We start from the raw sequence: 17,449 nt of genomic DNA on the forward strand, positions 1-17,449 counted from the left end.
GCCGGGATGAGGCTGCGCGTCGGCACCTTCAACGTCGAGAACCTGCTGACGCGGCATCGCTTCGAGCAGGGCGGGCGCACCGAGACGGCGGCGGCAATGTCGCTGTTCCACTTCCCGCGCGCCGATCAGCGCGACGCGGTGGAGCGCTCGCTGGCGGTCGCGTTGGAGGACGACAAGCGCCAGATGACGGCGCTCGCCATGGCGGAGGCGCAGGCCGATCTGTGGATGCTGCAGGAAGTCGATTCGCTCGCCAGCCTGCAGGCCTTCTTCGCCAATTACGTGCACCGCATCGCCGACCACCGCTACGGCCACTTCACCCTGATCGACGGCAACGACCGCCGCAACATCGATATCGGCTTCGCCGCGCGGCGCGACCTGCTCGGGCCGGGGCAGGTCACGGTGCGCTCGCACAAGGACCTGACCTTCGCCGAGGCCGGCGTGCACGATCACGACCTCGCCAGCCTCGGCATCGGCCCGCATGCCAAGGTCTTCGCGCGCGATTGCCTGGAGGTGGAGCTCTCCTTCGGCGGGCGCCGCCTCACCCTGTTCGGCTGCCATTTCAAGTCGATGAACAACGGCCGCGAGGATGGCCGGCAGATGACCCTGCCGGTGCGCCGGGCCGAGGCGCGGGCGGTGAAATGGCTGGTCCGGCAGCGCTTCGGCGGGGGCTGGCGCGAGACGAACTGGATCGTGCTGGGCGACCTCAACGGCTATCGCTACGGCCTGGGGCCGCGGGCCGAGCCGGTCGACGAGGGGCCGAGCGGCATCGAGCCGCTGCTCGACGATTTCGCGCGCGACCCGATGGAGACGCTGCCGGTCCACGAGCGCTGGACGCATTTCCGGCGCTACTGGTCGGAAACCCTGGACAGGCTGGTCGACAGCCACATGCCGCTCGACCACATCCTGCTCTCGCCGGCGCTGGCGGCGGCCAATCCGAAGCCCGCCATGCAGATGATCCGGCGCGGCCTGCCTTACCGCGTGCCGCTCGATCCGCGCGCGCCGGACCGCTCGATGGCACGGCTGGCGACCTGCGCCGACCGCTATCCGCGCGTCGGCTGGGACAGGCCCAAGGCCTCGGACCATTGCCCGCTCACCATCGATCTCGAAATCCCGGAAGGGTGATTGAAGGATACCCGATGAAACGCCGCTTCGTCACGCTCGATGTCTTCACCACCCGCCGCCATGCCGGCAATCCGCTGGCGGTGGTGCTCCAGTCGGAAGGGCTCGACACGGAAGCGATGCAGGCCATCGCGCGCGAGTTCAACCTGTCGGAGACGGTCTTCGTCGGGGAGGCCGAAAAGCCGGGCCACCGCGCTGCGGTGCGCATCTTCACGCCCGGGGGAGAGCTGCCCTTCGCCGGGCATCCGACCGTCGGAACCGCGGTCTGGCTCGCCCTCGCCGACGAGGCCGAGGGGCGCTCCGCCGAGATGCTGGTGCTGGAGGAGAAGGTCGGGCCGGTCTCCTGCGCGGTCGAGGTCAGGGGCAGCCATGCCGGCCACGCGGTCTTCACCCTGCCGCGCCTGCCGGAGCGGGGCGGCGAGCAGCCGGTCACAGACGCGCTGGCGGCGGCGCTCGGGCTGCCGCGCGCCGCGATCGGCTTCGGGGCGCATCGGCCGGCGACCTATTCCGCCGGCGTGCCGTTCCTCTGCGTGCCGGTGGCGACGCGCGAGGCCATCGGCGCCGCGCGGCCCGATGCGGCCCATTGGCCGGCGGCGATCGGCCCGGGCGGGGCGTTCCTCTACAGCCGGGAGACCGCCGAGACCGGCCATGCCTTCCATGCGCGGATGTTCTGGCCGGCGGCCGGCATCGCCGAGGACCCGGCCACGGGTGCGGCCGTCGCCGCCTTCTCCGGCGCGATCATCGCCTGCGAGAAGCCGGAGGACGGCGACCACCGCCTCGTCATCGAACAGGGCTACGAGATGGGCCGGCCCTCGCAGATCACGCTGGAGCTGAGCGTGCGGGGCGGCGCGCTGGCCTCGGCGCGGATCGGCGGCTCGGCAATCGTGGTCAGCGAGGGCGTGCTGCTGTGAGCGGGACGGTCGAGAACGGCAGCATCGTCCGGCTCGAGCGGATCGATGCCCGGATCGAGCCTTACGACTGGGCCTATGCCCGCGAGAATGCCGCGGCCATCGCCGCGCATTGGGCGCGGATCAGCGCCGGCAAGCCGGCGATGTTCAACGGGCGCATCATGCTGCAGCACCGCGCCGCGATCCGCGGCGGCGTGTTCGAGGCCGGCTATTTCGAGACCGACTACGCCGCCTTCATGGCCTGGCGCGACGCCGGCCATCCCGGCCCCGTGATCCGCAACGGCTTCGCCATGGCGGCGCTCAGGGCCAGCGACGGCGCCTTCCTCTGCGGCCGGATGGGCGACCACACCGCCAATGCCGGCAAGGTCTATTTCGCCGCCGGCACGCCGGACCGCGAGGATGCCCGCCCGGACGGCACGCTCGACCTCGCCGGCAGCGTCACGCGCGAGCTGGGCGAGGAGACGGGCCTGCGGGTCGCGGAACTGAGCGTCGGCGCCGGCTGGACGGCGGTGATCGAGGAGGGGCGCATCGCCTTCATGCGCGAGGTCGGGATCGGCCTGCCGGCGGAGGCGGCGCGGGCGCTGATGCTGGAGCGCATGAAGACGCTGGCGGAGGAGGAGCTTTCCGACATCGTCGTGATCCGGGCCCTCGGCGACACCGGGCGATACGATATGCCGCCCTTCATGCGGCGCTACCTTGCACATATCTTCGCGGGCGACCGATCCTCGTCCGCCTCACGGAAGTGACCCGATGCATTCCGCCGCGACCGCCTATCCCGAAGCCCTGCCTCTGCCGGCCGACAATCCTTTCGCCACCCGCTGGGAGACCCCGTTCCGCCTGCCGCCCTTCGCGGCGATCCGGCCGGAGCACATCCGGGCGGCCTTCGACGCGGCGCTGGCCAAGCACCGGGACGAGATCGCGGCGATCGTCGCCAATCCGGCCGCGCCGGACTTCGTCAACACTGTCGAGGCGCTGGAGCGGGCGGGCCGGGCGCTCTCCCGCGTCGGCGGCGTGTTCTACAATCTGGCGGGCGCCGACACCAACGAGGCGCTGCAGGCGATCGAGCGCGAGATCGCGCCGGTCACCTCGCGGCACTGGTCCGCGATCATGATGGACGAAGCTCTGTTCGCGCAGGTCGACGCCGTCCATGCGAAGCGCGACGAGCTCGGCCTGAACGCCGAGCAGGCGCGGCTGCTGGAGCGGACCCATAAGGGCTTCGTCCGCGCCGGCGCCAAACTCGGCCCCGCGGACAAGCAGCGCCTCGCCGCGATCAACGAGCGGCTGGCGGCGCTCGGCACGCAGTTCAGCCAGAACGTGCTCAAGGACAAATCCGCCTATGCGCTGTTCATCGCGGACGAGTCCGGGCTCGCCGGCCTGCCGGGATTCCTGAAGGCGGCGATGGCGCGCGCGGCGGCCGATCGCGGCAGGCCGGGCCAGCATGCGGTGACGCTGTCGCGCTCGATCATCGAGCCCTTCCTGACCTTCTCGACCCGGCGCGACCTGCGCGAGGAGGCCTTCATCGCCTGGAGCCGGCGCGGCGAGAACGGCGGCGAGAGCGACAACCGCGGCATCGTCGCGGAGATGGTGAGCCTGCGCGCCGAGAAGGCGAAGCTGCTCGGCTATCCGACCTTCGCGCATTTCAAGCTCGACGACGCCATGGCCAAGACGCCCGAGCATGTGCGCGACCTGCTGGAGCTGGTCTGGAAGCCGGCCAAGGCGCGGGCCGCGCGCGAGGCCGCCGACCTCGCCGCGCTGGCGCAGGACGAGGGCGAGAACGGGCCGATCCGGCCCTGGGACTGGCGCCACTACGCCGAGAAGGTGCGGCAGAAGACCTATGCGCTCGACGAGGCGGTGCTGAAGCCCTATCTCCAGCTCGACCGCGTGCGGCAGGCCGCCTTCGACGTCGCCGGCAAATTGTTCGGCCTGTCCTTCGCCGAGCGGCCGGAGCTCGCGGGCTATCACCCGGATGTGCGCATCTTCGAGGTGACGGAGACCGCGACCGGGCGTCATATCGGCTTGTTCCTCGGCGACTATTTCGCCCGCTCCTCGAAGCGCTCCGGCGCCTGGATGAGCGCCTTCCGCGGCCAGCGCAAGCTCGACGGCGAGGTGCGGCCGCTCATCGTGAATGTCTGCAATTTCGCCAAGCCGGCCGAGGGGAAGCCGGCGCTGCTCTCGCTCGACGATGCGCGCACGCTGTTCCACGAGTTCGGCCATGCCCTGCACGGGCTGCTCTCCAACGTGACCTATGGCTCGCTGGCCGGGACCTCGGTGGCGCGCGACTTCGTCGAACTGCCCTCGCAGCTCTACGAGCACTGGTTCCTGACGCGCGAGGTGATGCGGCAATACTGCCTGCATGCCGAGACGGGCGAGCCGATCCCCGAGGCGCTGATCGAGAAGATCGAGAAGGCGCAGACCTTCAACCAGGGCTTCGCCACCGTGGAGTACACCTCCTCGGCCCTGGTCGATCTCGCCTTCCACTCGCTCGAGGCGCCGGCGGAGGTCGACCCGCTCGCCTTCGAGGCGGCGGAGCTTCAGCGCCTCGGCATGCCGGCCGAGATCACCATGCGCCACCGCACGCCGCATTTCACCCATGTGTTCTCGGGCGACGGCTATTCGGCCGGCTATTACAGCTATCTCTGGTCCGAGGTGATGGATGCCGACGCCTTCAACGCCTTCATCGAGACCGGCGACGTGTTCTCGGCCGAGGTCGCCGGAAAGCTGAAGCGCTACATCTATTCGGCCGGCGATACGCGCGACGCGGCCGAGGCCTACACGCTCTTCCGCGGCCGGCTGCCGACGCCGGACGCGCTGCTGGAGAAGCGCGGGCTGGCGGCCTGAAGCGGTCCGAACCCGCCCGCGGCTTGCGTCCCGTCCGGGGCAGGGCCGGGCAGGGTGGCGGCCGGTCGCGGAGCGCTGCTGCCTGCCTCGCAGAGCTGATGTCGTAGACCTCAGTTCGGATGGGCGTTATATTCGAGCCGAGGTCCCAGCGATGCGAGCCGGCTCATGATGACCGCTGCGCAGATGCGAGCTGCCCGGGCCATGCTCGGGATCGACCAGCGCCAGCTTGCCGAGATGGCGGGCGTCTCCGTGCCGACGATCCAGCGCATGGAGCGCAGCGACGGCACCGTCCGCGGCATGATCGAATCCCTGACCCGCGTCGTCGAGGCGCTCGACCGTGCCGGCATCGTGCTGATCGGGGAGAATGCGGCCAGCAGCGGCGGCGGGCGCGGCGTCCGCCTCAAGGGCCCGCCCTGACCGTTGCCGGAACACCGTTGCGACAGAGCGGCGTCGACCGCGACCCGGCCGGCGAACCCGCTCCAGATGGCAAAGGAAAGGGTCGCCATGGCTGCCACGAGCGCCAAGCCCAGCTTCGTCGAGCTCTACACCCCCAAGCTGCTGACCGTCCTGCGCGAGGGCTACGGCCCCGCAAGCCTCAAGGCCGACGCCATCGCCGGGCTGACTGTCGCCATCGTCGCCCTGCCGCTCTCCATGGCGATCGCCATCGCCTCGGGCGTCACGCCCGACAGAGGGCTCTACACCTCGATCGTCGGCGGCTTCATCGTTTCCGCGCTGGGCGGCAGCCGCTTCCAGATCGGCGGCCCGGCGGGCGCCTTCATTGTGTTGGTCGCGGCCTGCGTGGCCGCGCATGGGATCGACGGGCTGCTGCTCGCCACCTTCCTCTCCGGGCTGATGCTGGCGGCCGTCGGGCTGCTCGGGCTCGGCACCTTCATCAAATACATCCCCTATCCGGTCACGGTGGGCTTCACCGCGGGCATCGCCGTCATCATCTTCGCCAGCCAGATCAAGGACCTGCTCGGGCTCACCCTGGCCCATGAGCCGGGCCCGCTGCTGCCGAAACTGCAGGCGCTCGTCGGAGCGCTGCCGACGGTCAGCCCTGCGGCGGTGCTGGTCACGGCCGTCACGATCGGGATCATCCTCGCCGTCCGCCGCCTCCGGCCGCACTGGCCCTCCTTCATCATCGGCGTGGCGGTCGCCTCGCTGGGAGCGGCGCTCGCCGGGGCCCCGGTCGAGACCATCGGGACGCGCTTCGGCGGCATTCCGCAGACCCTCCCCATGCCGCATCTGCCGGCCTTCTCCTGGGACAAGGCGGTCGCGGTCCTGCCCAACGCGCTCTCCTTCACGCTGCTCGGCAGCATCGAGAGCCTGCTTTCGGCGGTGGTGGCGGATTCGATGACCGGCCGGCGGCATCGCTCCAATTGCGAGCTGGTGGCGCAGGGGCTCGCCAACATGGCCTCGCCGCTGTTCGGCGGCATCTGCGTCACCGGCAACATCGCGCGCACCGCGACCAATGTCCGCTCGGGCGCGCGCGGGCCGGTCTCGGGGATGCTGCACGCGGTCTTCCTGCTGCTGTTCATGCTGATCGCGGCGCCGCTCGCAGCCTTCATCCCGCTCGCGGCATTGGCCGGGGTGCTCGCGGTGGTGGCGTGGAACATGGCCGAGAAGCAGGAATTCGCGACGCTGATCCGTGCCTCGCGCGGCGATGCCGCGGTGCTGCTGCTGACCTTCCTGCTGGTGATCTTCGTCGATTTGACGACGGGCATCGTCGCCGGCTTCGTCGTCAGCGCGATGCTGTTCCTGCACCGCATCGCGCAGTCGGTGGCGATCGAGAACGGGCTGCCGATGCTCGACGAGGACAAGGCCGACGGCGTCAACGGCAACGGCCAGGGCCCCTACAATTCGAGGCCGGCGACCGATCCCGACATGGTGGTGGTGCGGATCTCGGGCGCCTTCTTCTTCGGCGCGGCGGCGGCGGTGGGCGCGGCGCTCGACCGGATCGGCGAGGCGCCCAGGACCTATGTCGTCGACCTCTCGGCGGTCTCGCTGCTCAATTCGACCGGGGCCGCGACGCTGGAGGGCTTCGTGCGCAAGGCCGACAGGCAGGGTGCCGTCGTCCATATCGCCGGCGCGAAACGGGCGGTGCGGCGCACCTTGCTCGCCCACGGCATCAGGCGGCCGCGGGTGCGCTTCGCTGCGTCTGTGAACGATGCCGTCGCCGCCGGCCGCGGGGCGGGCAGCGGAGCGGGGCAGGCCGTGGCGGCCGCGCCGTAGCGCCTGCCGCCTAAGGGCGGATCAGCCCGGATAGCCGAACTTCGCCCTGGTGGCGCGGAGCTGGCCGAGGGCGCCGGCCTCGTTGCCGGCCGAGCAGGCCGAGCGGGCCGAGGCGATCTCGGCGCTGACGCGGTCATGCACGCTCCTGGTGGTGTGGCCGGTGGCGACGTCGTTGTCGATCACCGCCTGGAAGCGCTCGACCTCGCCGGAGCAGCCGGTGCCGCCCGGCATGCGGAAGGTGCTCGGCGTCACGCCCGGCGCCGCCTGTTCCGGCGGGGGCGCCGGGGGCGGTCCGCCGGCCGGCGTCTGGCAGGCGCCGAGGGCGAGGCTGGCGAAGGCAAGGAAGGGCAGCGCGCGCATCGGTCTCTCCGGCGGATGGTGGCGCCGACCATCGCCGATTCTGCCGGGGCGCGCCAGCGCGGGCGCCGGCTCAGCCGCCGCGCAGGAAGAAGGTGGCCGCGAGCGTCATGGCGGCGGCGGCGCCGGCGGCGAGCCAGATCGCCGTGAGCCCGATCAGGCCGTGGACGGTGGCGCCGAGATAGGCCCCGCCCATCAGGCCGAGCCAGAGCATGAAATGGCGCAGGAAGGCGCGCTTCGGCCCGCCGAGCATCGCCGCCGCGATGCGCTGCCCCATCTTGACCAGCGTGCCGGTCATGTAGGTGAGGCCGATCGTGACCTCGCCGTCGCGCTGGAAGACGGCGTTCTCCGTGCCCATCGCCACGGCGAGCAGGCCGACGGCCGGCATCGTCTCGCCGCTCGTCTCCATCAGGGCGGCGAGGGCGAGCAGCACCGTCACCGTGGCCAGCACCGCCGGGGCGCGCTGCCGGCCGGCGGCGTGGCCGACGAGGGAGCCGGTCACGACCCCGCAGACGAAGAGCGCGATGATGCCGCCGGCGAGCGCGATCCCGCCGGCCTGTCCGCCCGCGAGCTCGATGCCGAGCCGCGTCGTGTTGCCGGTCATGAAGGAGACGAAGAAGCCGCCGAGCGTGATGAAGCCGAGAGCGTCGACATAGCCGGCAAGCGCCGAGAAACAGGCGGCGAGCGCGATCTCGCGCCTCTGGTAGCGCATCATGATGGACATGGACCCCGGATAAGCGATCCGGTGCGGCGGCCGACCGAATCGACGCCTGCATATCATAAGCGCCGGACGAACTTCGCCGTGATCCGGTAACCGCATGCGACATATGCTTGCGCCGGGGCCCCCGTTTCGGTTACACCCCGTCTCGCCGATTTGAGGAACGCCCGTGGTTTCGACCGCCCGCCATGACCCGACGAAGGACTGCGCCGCCGCGCAGACCGTCGGCATGCGCGCTCGCGCCTTCCTCGCTCCGGCTTCCCGCTCGCTTCTCGGCCTCCTTCTCCTTAGCTGCCCCTGAGGGCCGGCCGGGCATGCTGCCTGGGCGCTCAGGGGAGTGACGAGAACCGCCAAGCGAAACCCCGCGCCCGCTCCTGATCGACCGCAGCGGCGCGCCAGAGCCGGAAGACCATCATGACCCATCCGAACCAGACCCGCTCCGCCAAGGAACGCGTGCTGATTTTCGACACTACCCTGCGCGACGGCGAGCAGTGCCCCGGCGCCACCATGAGCTTCGAGGAGAAGCTGGAGATCGCCGATGCGCTCGACGCCATGGGCGTCGACATCATCGAGGCCGGCTTCCCGATCGCCTCGGAGGGCGATTTCGAGGCCGTTTCCGAGATCGCCCGGCGGATCGGGCGCGCCAGCGTGGCCGGCCTCGCCCGTGCCATCGGCGCCGACATCGCCCGGGCCGGCGAGGCGGTGCGCCATGCCGCCAGGCCGCGCATCCACACCTTCGTCTCGGTCTCGCCGATCCATCTCGAGCACCAGATGCGCAAGAGCCAGCAGGAGGTGCTGGACATCATCACCGCCACGGTGACGCAGGCGCGCAACCTGGTCGAGGACGTCGAATGGTCCGGCATGGATTCGACGCGCACCCCGATCGACTATCTCTGCCGCGCGGTCGAGACCGCGATCAGGGCCGGCGCCACCACCATCAACCTGCCCGATACGGTCGGTTACGCCACGCCGGACGAGTACCGCGCCATGTTCAAGGCGGTGCGCGAGCGCGTGCCGAACGCCGACAAGGCGGTCTTCTCGGCGCATTGCCACAACGATCTGGGCTTGGCCGTCGCCAATTCGCTCGCCGCGCTGGAAGGCGGCGTCCGCCAGATCGAATGCACCATCAACGGCATCGGCGAGCGGGCCGGCAACGCCGCCCTGGAAGAGATCGTGATGGCGCTCAAGGTGCGCGGCGACGCGCTGCCCTACGAGACCGGGATCGACAGCACGCATCTGATGCGCGTCTCGAAGGCGGTCTCCACCGCCTGCTCCTTCCCGGTGCAGTACAACAAGGCGATCGTCGGCCGGAACGCCTTCGCCCATGAGAGCGGCATCCACCAGGACGGCATGCTGAAGAACAACACCACCTACGAGATCATGACCCCGGCCTCGGTCGGCGTCACCAAGACCTCGCTGGTGATGGGCAAGCATTCCGGCCGCGCCGCCTTCCGCTCCAAGCTGAAGGAGATGGGCTACGAGCTGGGCGACAACCAGCTCGAGGACGCCTTCACCCGCTTCAAGGCGCTGGCCGACCGCAAGAAGCACGTCTACGACGAGGATATCGAGGCGCTGGTCGACGACAACATCGCCACCGCCAACGACCGCATCAGGCTCGAATCGCTGACCGTGATCGCCGGCACGCGCGGGCCGCAGCGGGCGACGATGAAGCTCGATGTCGATGGGCGCTCGGTCACCGAGGAGGCCGAGGGCAACGGCCCGATCGACGCGGTCTTCAACGCCATCGCCGCGATCGTCCCGCACGAGGCGCGGCTGGAGTTCTACGACGTCCACGCCGTCACCGAGGGCACCGATGCCCAGGCAGAGGTCACTGTCAGGATCGCGCGCGACGGCGCCTCCGTGACCGGGCGCGGCGCCGATCCGGACACGCTCGTCGCTTCCGCCAAGGCCTATCTGTCGGCCCTCAACAAGCTGATGGCGCGGGGCGGGCGGCTGCACGCGCAAGCGGCGGAGTAGGGAAAGCGCGTCATCCCGTGCGCGCTGCAGCGTGAAACGCTGCGGCGCAGACACGGGACCGCGTGACGACTTGGGCCTCCCTGTCGCACGGCCTCCGTTAAAGCACCTCTTCCTGGGTACGGTCCCGTGTCTGCGCAGCGGCATTTCATGCCGCTGCGCAGACACGGGATGACACCACCTGATTCCGGTGGATGACGCCGGCGCGATCTGGCGCCGGCCCCGATCTTGCCTTCATCTGCTCTTCCGGTGCGGTCGCTCCTCCGGCGACCCTGGGGAGCGGTGGCGATGGGCTATTTTCCGAACTGGACCTTGAAGACGACCGGCGACGTGCTGCCGGACGAGCGGCTCCCGGCGGGACAGACGATCGTCGCCGGCCTCCAGCATGTCGTCGCCATGTTCGGCTCGACCGTGCTGGCGCCGGTGCTGATGGGCTTCGATCCCAATGTCGCGATCTTCTTCTCGGGCATCGCGACGCTGCTGTTCTTCGTTATCACCCGCGGGCAGTTGCCGAGCTATCTCGGCTCGTCCTTCGCCTTCATCGGCGTCGTCATCGCGGCGACGGGCTATGCCGGCTCGGGTCCCAACGCCAACATCGCCGTGGCGCTCGGGGGCATCATCGCCTGCGGCGCCGTCTATGCGCTGATCGGCCTGATCGTTCAGGCGGTCGGCACGCGCTGGATCGAGGCGCTTCTGCCGCCGGTGGTGACCGGCGCCGTCGTCGCCGCCATCGGCCTCAACCTGACCGCGGTCGCGATCAACATGATCGCGGCCAGCCCCTACACCAAATGGATCGCGCTCTTCACCGTGGTCGCGGTGGCGCTGGTCGCCGTCTACGGGCGCGGCCTGCCGCAGCGCCTGCCGGTGCTGATCGGCGGGCTTGCGGCCTATGTGCTCTATGCGCTGACGGCGTCGCGCTTCGGGGCGCCGACCATCGATTTCGGCAAGATCGGCGCCGCCGCCTGGTTCGGCCTGCCGCAGTTCGTGGCGCCGGTCTTCGAGATGAAGGCGATCACCCTGATCGTGCCGGTCGCGATCATCCTGGTCGCGGAGAATCTCGGGCACATCAAGGGCATCTCGGTGATGACCGGGCGCAATTTCGACCATCTGATCGGCCGCGGCTTCTTCGCCGACGGCCTCGGCACGATGATCGCCGGCGCGGGCGGCGGCACCGGCGTCACCACCTATGCCGAGAACATGGGCGTGATGGCGGTGACGCGGGTCTATTCGACGCTGGTCTTCGTCGCCGCCGGCATCATCGCCATCCTGCTCGGCTTCTCGCCGAAATTCGGTGCGGTGATCGGGACGATTCCGGTGGCGGTGCTGGGCGGGCTCGCCGTCGTGGTCTTCGGCCTCATCGCCGCCACCGCCGGCCGGATCTGGGTGGAGAACAAGGTCGACTTCTCGCAGCCCAAGAACCTGATCACCGTGGCGACGGCCCTGATTCTCGGCGCCGGCGACCTGAAGCTGCCGATCTTCGGCTACGAGCTCGGCGGCATCGGCACCGCGACCTTCGGCGCCATCGCGCTCTATCACCTGCTGAACCGCCGCACGGCGTGACGATTCACAGCCATCGCAGCGCGTCCCGACGGGCGCGTTGCGATGGCTTCTTTCCGCTTTCGCACCGGATTCCGCGAAAAGCGGCTGCCACTTTGGGGTCGGCCGCGAGGGCCTGCGGAAGAAATCCGGCGGGCCTGCAAAATTTCTGTCATGGATGGGTGGACAGGGCGGGGGGCCTTTGCTACACGCCCCCTGCCTGACGCGGCCGACGCCGCCGACCGGCGACGCTTCGTGGCGTATGGGTGATTAGCTCAGTTGGTAGAGCAGCTGACTCTTAATCAGCGGGTCGTAGGTTCGAGCCCTACATCACCCACCACGATTTCCTTCCGACATCGCTGAAATCGACGGGCTGCGCGAGCGGCCGGACCGAAGGCGCGGCCGCCCACGCCTCGCGTCACCGCGCGGCCGCGAAAGCCGCGATGATGCCCGAAACGGTGTTGATCAGCACGAACTGGTTGTCGACGCGGACCCAGCGCTGGCCGGGTCCCGGCGCCCGCAGGTGATAGCGGTGATAGTCGCCGACATAGTTGCGGCGATACTGCGAGGGCAGGGCGTGGCCACGCGACCAGCGATGCTTCTGCGGGGCGAAGTGCTTCTTGGCGACGCCGTGCTTCTGCGCATGAACCGGGCCGCGATTGGGGCCGTGATAAGGTTGAGCTAAAGAAATGGTCGGCACTGCAAGAAGAGAGAGGCCGATAATGCCGGCGGATAGAAATTTATTCATGTGGAAACTCCTTTCGTCTTGATGCAGTCATCATGGCGTCCGGAACTTAAACGATAGATGAACGCTCGGATTAAATCCCTGTAATGTCTCTGTAATTTACCAATTCGGTGCTCTCTTCGATTTCTTGTCTGGTTCCCGGTTTCCTGGCGGCGGCGCCGGTGCCGCGACCTGCTCGCGGTCGGGAGAGGTGCTGGACCGGGCCGCGGTTTCGGGTTCTTCTGCTCCGCGGATTCCGGTCGGGCGGAGCGATGCCTTGGATGTTGAACTGCTTCTGCGCCTGATCGTGGGGCTGGCCGCCGGCATCGCTGTCGGCTGGCAGCGGACCCTGCGCCACAAGAGCGCCGGCATCCGCACCTTCGGCCTCGTCGGGCTCGGGACGGCGACGGCGGCCTGCCTGTTCAACGAGACGCTGCACCCGGATGCGGCGAGCCGCGTCGTACAGGGCGTCCTGACCGGGATCGGCTTCCTCGGTGCGGGGCTGATCGTGCGGCGGCAGAGCGATTTCATGCCCCATGGCCTGACGACGGCCGCGGCGGTCTGGGTGGCGGGGGCGCTGGGCTGCGCCGCCGGCCTCGGTCATTGGGCGGTGGTGGCCGTGGCGACGATCCTGGCCATCGGCCTGCTGACGCTCGACCATTCGCTCGAACACTGGCTGCAGCGGCACTATCCGCATCACCGGGATGCCGACGGAGAGGACGAGCGCGGATAGCCCATGCTGATTTCAGGCGGAAACAGGCCGTCATCCCGGTCCTGACGCGGGACCGGCGCAACGCCCGCGGCGAACCTTCGGCGGCGTGCGGCGTTGCTTGCGCAGGAGGTTCAGCCACTCATGAGATTTGCTGCGGACGAACGGCGTGCAGGCCCCGGCAACGTGCCGGCCATTCCCGATCCCCCGCCCGAGGCGCCGCCGCTGACGCCCGGCGAGGTGCCGCCGGCACCTCCCGTCGAAGCCCCGCCGGAGCCGGAGCCGCCGGGCATCCCGAGCGAGCCGCCGCCGGAACTGCCCCCCGATGCGCCGCCGGAGGCGCCTCCGGCCACGCCGGTCGACCTGCCCCCGGGGCGCGATCCGCGCGAGCCGCAGGAATGAGCGGGCGGGGCCTGCGGGCGCTCAGAAGACGTAGCCGAGGCGCAGGCCGTAATTGGTGATGCCGGGATTGCTGCGGCAGAGGCCGGCATTCGACATGTGCTCGACCGTCGCCATCACGCTCCAGTTCTGGCTGATGCGATAGCCGAGCGAGGCGGATTCGCGGAACAGCGGCGAGCAGCCGAGCGCGATCCTGTCCAGAGGGACGATGCGGCCGGTCTTGCCGTTATGGAAGCCTGCGCCGGCGCTGACCTCGGCAAAAAGTTTGTCGGTGAAATCGTAGGTCCAGGTGAAGCCGGCATAGACGGCGCTGGTGTCGCCCGCGGTGTTGAGCGTCGTGCCGAGATGGATCCGGGGCACGAGGAAGGCCATCGCCGGATCGGCCGGCTGGAACGGCTTGGCGAACAGGATCTCGAGATTGACGTCGGCGCTGCCGCTTTCGCGTGCGGCGGGGTTATGCGCAAGGACGCCGCCGCGCAGCTCCGAGATCAGGCCGACGCCGACGGCAGGGGGCGCATAGGCCAGGGGAACGGTGAGATCGGCGGCGCTGGCCTCGCAGGCGAGGAGGGCGAGGGCGGCCAGGAACAGGGCGCCCATCAGAGGCAACTGCAAAGACCGCATCAACCGAATCCCCGCTGTGATTCGTTATGGTTAACGAATCCTGTGGCGCGGAGCATCGCCAAAATATGGTTTCCCAATCCTTAAGATCGCGCGGCCTGAGTCGTCCCGGACGGAGAGGGGCGGCGATCCGGGGACGATGGCGGGTTTCGGCTGACGGGTGAAGAGCGCTAGACCGCCGGCGCCTCGCCCGAGCCGATGTCCCAGTAGAGCCCGGCCATGGCGGTAAGTCCTTCGCGGGCGATTGTCGTCGGCAGGTGCTCGTCGGGGGCGTGCTGCTGGCAGCCGGGATAGGAATGCGGCACCCAGATCGTGCGCAGCTTCAGGATCTCGGCGAAGATGTCGTTCGGCAGCGAGCCGCCGAGATTGGGCAGCAGGGCCGGCTTCTTGCCGGTGCTCCGGGCGATCGAATCGATGGTGAAGCGGACCCAGGCATCGTCCGGGTCGAGCCGCGTCGCGCCGAAGCGCTCTGTGCCCGGCGTGACGATCTCGACCATCGGGAAGCCGTGGCGGTCGAGATGGCGGCGCAGCGCCGGGATCACGTCATGCGGGTCGATGCCGACGACGAAGCGCAGGCCGCAGCGGGCCCAGGCGCTCGGCGGCACGGCGTTGACCGGCGTCTCCGGCACCCCGGACTTCATCGCCAGCACGTCGAAGGAGCACCAGCCGAAGACCTGCTCGGCGGGCGACAGGCCGGCCTCGCCCCAGTCCGGGTCGATGGTCGGGCCGTCGGGGCCGCCATCGACCTCGCAATCGGCCAGCGCTCGGCGCACCGAAGCCGGCAATTCCTTCGGCACCCATTCATGGATGCGGATCTGGCCGGTCGGCGAGGTGATCGAGGCGAGGGCGTGGACGAGCTGGATCGCCGGATCGGACAGCAAGCCGCCCCAGTTGCCGGAATGATGGCCGGCGTCGCGGGCATCGATCCGCAGGTCGAAGGTGATGACGCCGCGGGCGCCGAGGAAGACGGTGGGGCGCTCGGCGTTGAGGCGCGGCCCATCCGAGGCGATCAGGATGTCGGCCTTCAGCAGTTCGGCCTTGTCGGCGCAGAGCTCGCGCAGGCCGGGCGAGCCCGATTCCTCGCCCATCTCGATCAGGTATTTGGCGTTGAAGCCGAGCCTGCCGCGTGCCTCCAGCACGGCGCGCAGGCCGTTGATGTTGATGAGGTGCTGGCCCTTGTTGTCGACGACGCCGCGGCCGTACCAGCGGCCGTTCTTCTCGACCAGCTTCCAGGGCGAGAGCCCCTCGCTCCACTGAGCGTCGAGGCCGCGGATGACGTCGCCATGGCCGTAGCCGAGGATGGTCGGCAGGGCCGGGTCCTCGATGCGCTCGGCGTAGAGGAAGGGGCCCTTGGCCTTGGGATGGGTCAGGATGCGGCAGGCGAAGCCGAGCGATTCGAGCAGAGGGCGCATCTCGAGGTCGAGATATTCGGAGAGGATCGGGGCGCGGTCCGGGTTCTGGCTTTCGCTGGGGATCGCGACGAGGCGGGCGAGATCGCTCTTCATGCGCCCTGAGTCGAAATAGTCCTGTGCTGTCGCGATCGCCTGGGCGCGGGTCATTCTGGTCGTCTCCCGGATTCGAGGCCGGCACAGTGCCGGTGGACGCAAGGATGCGCCAGTGCCAAGAGAGCGGGATGCGCCATGCCGGACGATCAGGGCATCCGCTGCGGCTTCCGGAATCGTGCTTCGTCACCCATGACCTTCATCCCCCATCCCCACCAGCTCGTCGCACGCGACGCCATTCTCGCCGCGCGGGCGAAGGGGGCGGCGGGCTTCCTGCTCGGCGACCTCACCGGCCTCGGCAAGACGCTCTCGGCCTGGCTCGCGCTGTCGGCCATGCCGGAGGAGGAGGTGCTGGTGATCTGCCCGAAGGGCGCGATCCCGCAATGGCGGCGGACGATCGCGCTGTCGGGCCTGCCGGCGAAGCGGGTGACGCTGATGAATTTCGAGAAGACGAAGACGCTGCTCGCTCCCCCGCCGGACAGCAGGAAGCGCTCGACGCGGGCGAAGAACAACGAGCTCGCCAAGCTCGGCACGCCGAAACGGGTCTGGCCGCTGGTGGTGATCGACGAGGCGCACCGCATCCGCAATCCGAACTCCCAGCAGGGGCTGGTCTGCCGGCAGATGGCGGCGCGGGCCGATTTCACCATCTATATGAGCGCGACGGCCGGGCAGTCGCCGCATGAGCTGTCCTATCTCGCCCCGCTGCTCGCCAGGGCGGCCGGCATGCCGAGCGCCGATCTCGACGGCTTCCGCACGCTGATGAAGCGGCTGAAGATCGGCAAGGCCAGGGGGCGCTGGAAGAACTGGAGCTGGGAGCCGAACGAGGCCGACCGCAAGGCAATGGCCGATCTGCTCTATCGCGGCGCCAACGCCATCGGCCTGCGCCGCCGGCCGGAGGAGATCGCCGGCTGGCCGGAGGTGCAGCGCGAGCTCGCACCCGTCGCGCTCGATGCCGCCGCGCGCCGGCTCTACGAGGCGACCTGGCGGGAGTTCCGCAAGGAGCTGGGTTTGGCCGGCGGCTCGACCCGCAAGCCGCAGGGCTGGGCCGCGGATCTGCGCTTCCGGCAGAAGGCCAGCCTGCTGCGCATCGCCGGCACCGCCGATTTCTGCGAGGACCTGCTCGGCAATGACGAGCAGGTCGCGATCTCGGTCGCCTTCCTCGAGACCAGCGCGATGTTGGCCGGGACGCTGAGCGGGCGCGGCTGGCGCACGGCCGAGATCAATGGCGAGCGCTCCGGCGCCCAGAACGAGGAGGCGCGCATCGCCTTCCAGACCGGAAGGCTCGATGCGGTGATCTTCACCGTGACCGAGTCGATCTCCCTGCATCGCGGCGAGATGCCGGGCGGCGAGCGCGAGCGGGCGCTCGTCATCCACGACATGCGCCACAGCGCGATCCAGCTCCAGCAGATCGAGGGCCGCTGCCATCGCGACGGCCAGCACGCGACGATCTTCTACACCTATGCCGAGGAGACGGTGGAGGAGGCGATCGCCGGCACGGTCATCCAGCGCATGGCGGCGATGGAAGGGCTGGCAGGGGACGACACGCGGATGCTCGAGGCGATCGCGCAGATCGTCGAGGGGCGTGCGGCGGCCTGAGAAGGCCTTCCAGTATTACTGGCGGGCGCGCTCGCCGAGTTCCCTGGCGCCTTCGACCGAGGATTGGGTCAGCCGCACGATGCTGTTCCAGGCCTCGCGCGTATAGGCGCCCTGATGCACGACGGCATCGTAGCCGACGACCAGCACGATGATCAGCAGAAGCACGCGGAACACGAAAGACACTCCCTCGGTTGGCGTCGCATCAACGCCGCGCTCAGG

17 protein-coding genes and 1 tRNA gene are annotated in these 17,449 nt (G+C 69.6%); 12 read left to right on the forward strand and 6 right to left on the reverse strand.

What is annotated here, in order from left to right; genetic code table 11:
• Nucleotides 1–6 precede the first annotated feature (6 nt).
• The 6 genes from ACWH43_RS08425 to ACWH43_RS08450 all read left to right on the forward strand — a co-directional run bounded on the left by ACWH43_RS08425 (nucleotide 7) and on the right by ACWH43_RS08450 (nucleotide 7,097).
• Nucleotides 7–1,122, forward strand: a complete 1,116-nt coding sequence (locus ACWH43_RS08425; protein ID WP_158443297.1) for an endonuclease/exonuclease/phosphatase family protein — start codon at nucleotides 7–9, stop codon at nucleotides 1,120–1,122.
• A 14-nt stretch (nucleotides 1,123–1,136) separates the two neighbouring features.
• Complete coding sequence (locus tag ACWH43_RS08430; RefSeq protein WP_158443298.1) at nucleotides 1,137–2,030, forward strand: PhzF family phenazine biosynthesis protein; 894 nt, start codon at nucleotides 1,137–1,139, stop codon at nucleotides 2,028–2,030.
• Nucleotides 2,027–2,773 carry an NUDIX hydrolase gene (locus ACWH43_RS08435; protein WP_260347754.1) on the forward strand — a complete coding sequence of 249 codons (747 nt, stop codon included), beginning with the start codon at nucleotides 2,027–2,029 and terminating at the stop codon, nucleotides 2,771–2,773. The genes ACWH43_RS08430 and ACWH43_RS08435 overlap by 4 nt, the downstream gene beginning before the upstream one ends.
• Before the next feature lie 4 nt (nucleotides 2,774–2,777).
• On the forward strand, nucleotides 2,778–4,865 hold the full coding sequence (locus ACWH43_RS08440; RefSeq protein WP_448153437.1) for a M3 family metallopeptidase: 2,088 nt from the start codon (nucleotides 2,778–2,780) through the stop codon (nucleotides 4,863–4,865).
• Nucleotides 4,866–5,030: 165 nt separating this feature from the next.
• On the forward strand, nucleotides 5,031–5,282 hold the full coding sequence (locus tag ACWH43_RS08445; RefSeq protein WP_158443300.1) for a helix-turn-helix domain-containing protein: 252 nt from the start codon (nucleotides 5,031–5,033) through the stop codon (nucleotides 5,280–5,282).
• Between the two features lie 87 nt (nucleotides 5,283–5,369).
• Complete coding sequence (locus ACWH43_RS08450; RefSeq protein WP_448153438.1) at nucleotides 5,370–7,097, forward strand: SulP family inorganic anion transporter; 1,728 nt, start codon at nucleotides 5,370–5,372, stop codon at nucleotides 7,095–7,097.
• Between the two features lie 21 nt (nucleotides 7,098–7,118).
• Here ACWH43_RS08450 and ACWH43_RS08455 read toward each other — a convergent pair whose 3' ends face one another.
• Together ACWH43_RS08455 and ACWH43_RS08460 are read right to left on the reverse strand one after the other, a co-directional pair.
• Nucleotides 7,119–7,457, reverse strand: a complete 339-nt coding sequence (locus ACWH43_RS08455) for a hypothetical protein (RefSeq protein ID WP_158443302.1) — start codon at nucleotides 7,455–7,457, stop codon at nucleotides 7,119–7,121.
• Between the two features lie 70 nt (nucleotides 7,458–7,527).
• A complete protein-coding gene (locus tag ACWH43_RS08460; protein ID WP_260347755.1) occupies nucleotides 7,528–8,178 on the reverse strand; it encodes a YoaK family protein in 651 nt (216 codons plus the stop codon).
• A 408-nt stretch (nucleotides 8,179–8,586) separates the two neighbouring features.
• Between ACWH43_RS08460 and ACWH43_RS08465 the strand changes: the two genes are divergently transcribed.
• The 3 genes from ACWH43_RS08465 to ACWH43_RS08475 all read left to right on the forward strand — a co-directional run bounded on the left by ACWH43_RS08465 (nucleotide 8,587) and on the right by ACWH43_RS08475 (nucleotide 12,022).
• A complete protein-coding gene (locus ACWH43_RS08465; RefSeq protein WP_158443303.1) occupies nucleotides 8,587–10,149 on the forward strand; it encodes a 2-isopropylmalate synthase in 1,563 nt (520 codons plus the stop codon).
• Between the two features lie 285 nt (nucleotides 10,150–10,434).
• Nucleotides 10,435–11,706, forward strand: coding sequence for a solute carrier family 23 protein (locus tag ACWH43_RS08470; RefSeq protein ID WP_158443304.1), 1,272 nt, complete (start codon nucleotides 10,435–10,437; stop codon nucleotides 11,704–11,706).
• Between the two features lie 240 nt (nucleotides 11,707–11,946).
• Nucleotides 11,947–12,022 (forward strand) — tRNA-Lys (locus ACWH43_RS08475).
• Nucleotides 12,023–12,100: 78 nt separating this feature from the next.
• Here the strand turns inward: ACWH43_RS08475 and ACWH43_RS08480 are convergent.
• A complete protein-coding gene (locus ACWH43_RS08480) occupies nucleotides 12,101–12,430 on the reverse strand; it encodes an RcnB family protein (RefSeq protein WP_158443305.1) in 330 nt (109 codons plus the stop codon).
• A gap of 253 nt (nucleotides 12,431–12,683) precedes the next feature.
• Here ACWH43_RS08480 and ACWH43_RS08485 point away from each other — a divergent pair, with 253 nt between their 5' ends.
• Nucleotides 12,684–13,139, forward strand: coding sequence for an MgtC/SapB family protein (locus ACWH43_RS08485; RefSeq protein ID WP_260347756.1), 456 nt, complete (start codon nucleotides 12,684–12,686; stop codon nucleotides 13,137–13,139).
• Nucleotides 13,140–13,259: 120 nt separating this feature from the next.
• Entirely contained in the window at nucleotides 13,260–13,517 is a 258-nt protein-coding gene (locus tag ACWH43_RS08490; RefSeq protein ID WP_158443307.1) for a hypothetical protein, read from the forward strand.
• A 21-nt stretch (nucleotides 13,518–13,538) separates the two neighbouring features.
• Here the strand turns inward: ACWH43_RS08490 and ACWH43_RS08495 are convergent, their stop codons facing one another.
• Nucleotides 13,539–14,135: an acyloxyacyl hydrolase gene (locus tag ACWH43_RS08495; RefSeq protein WP_260347757.1), complete on the reverse strand. Its 597-nt coding sequence runs from the start codon at nucleotides 14,133–14,135 to the stop codon at nucleotides 13,539–13,541.
• A gap of 167 nt (nucleotides 14,136–14,302) precedes the next feature.
• Complete coding sequence (locus ACWH43_RS08500) at nucleotides 14,303–15,691, reverse strand: M20 family metallopeptidase (RefSeq protein WP_158443308.1); 1,389 nt, start codon at nucleotides 15,689–15,691, stop codon at nucleotides 14,303–14,305.
• A 135-nt stretch (nucleotides 15,692–15,826) separates the two neighbouring features.
• Between ACWH43_RS08500 and ACWH43_RS08505 the strand changes: the two genes are divergently transcribed.
• Nucleotides 15,827–17,230 carry an SNF2-related protein gene (locus ACWH43_RS08505; RefSeq protein WP_158443309.1) on the forward strand — a complete coding sequence of 468 codons (1,404 nt, stop codon included), beginning with the start codon at nucleotides 15,827–15,829 and terminating at the stop codon, nucleotides 17,228–17,230.
• Between the two features lie 15 nt (nucleotides 17,231–17,245).
• On the opposite strand, the gene ACWH43_RS08510 is transcribed toward ACWH43_RS08505, so the two are convergent.
• Entirely contained in the window at nucleotides 17,246–17,404 is a 159-nt protein-coding gene (locus ACWH43_RS08510; RefSeq protein ID WP_260347759.1) for a hypothetical protein, read from the reverse strand.
• Between the last annotated feature and the right edge of the window lie 45 nt (nucleotides 17,405–17,449).

This window comes from Allobosea minatitlanensis (assembly GCF_964020775.1).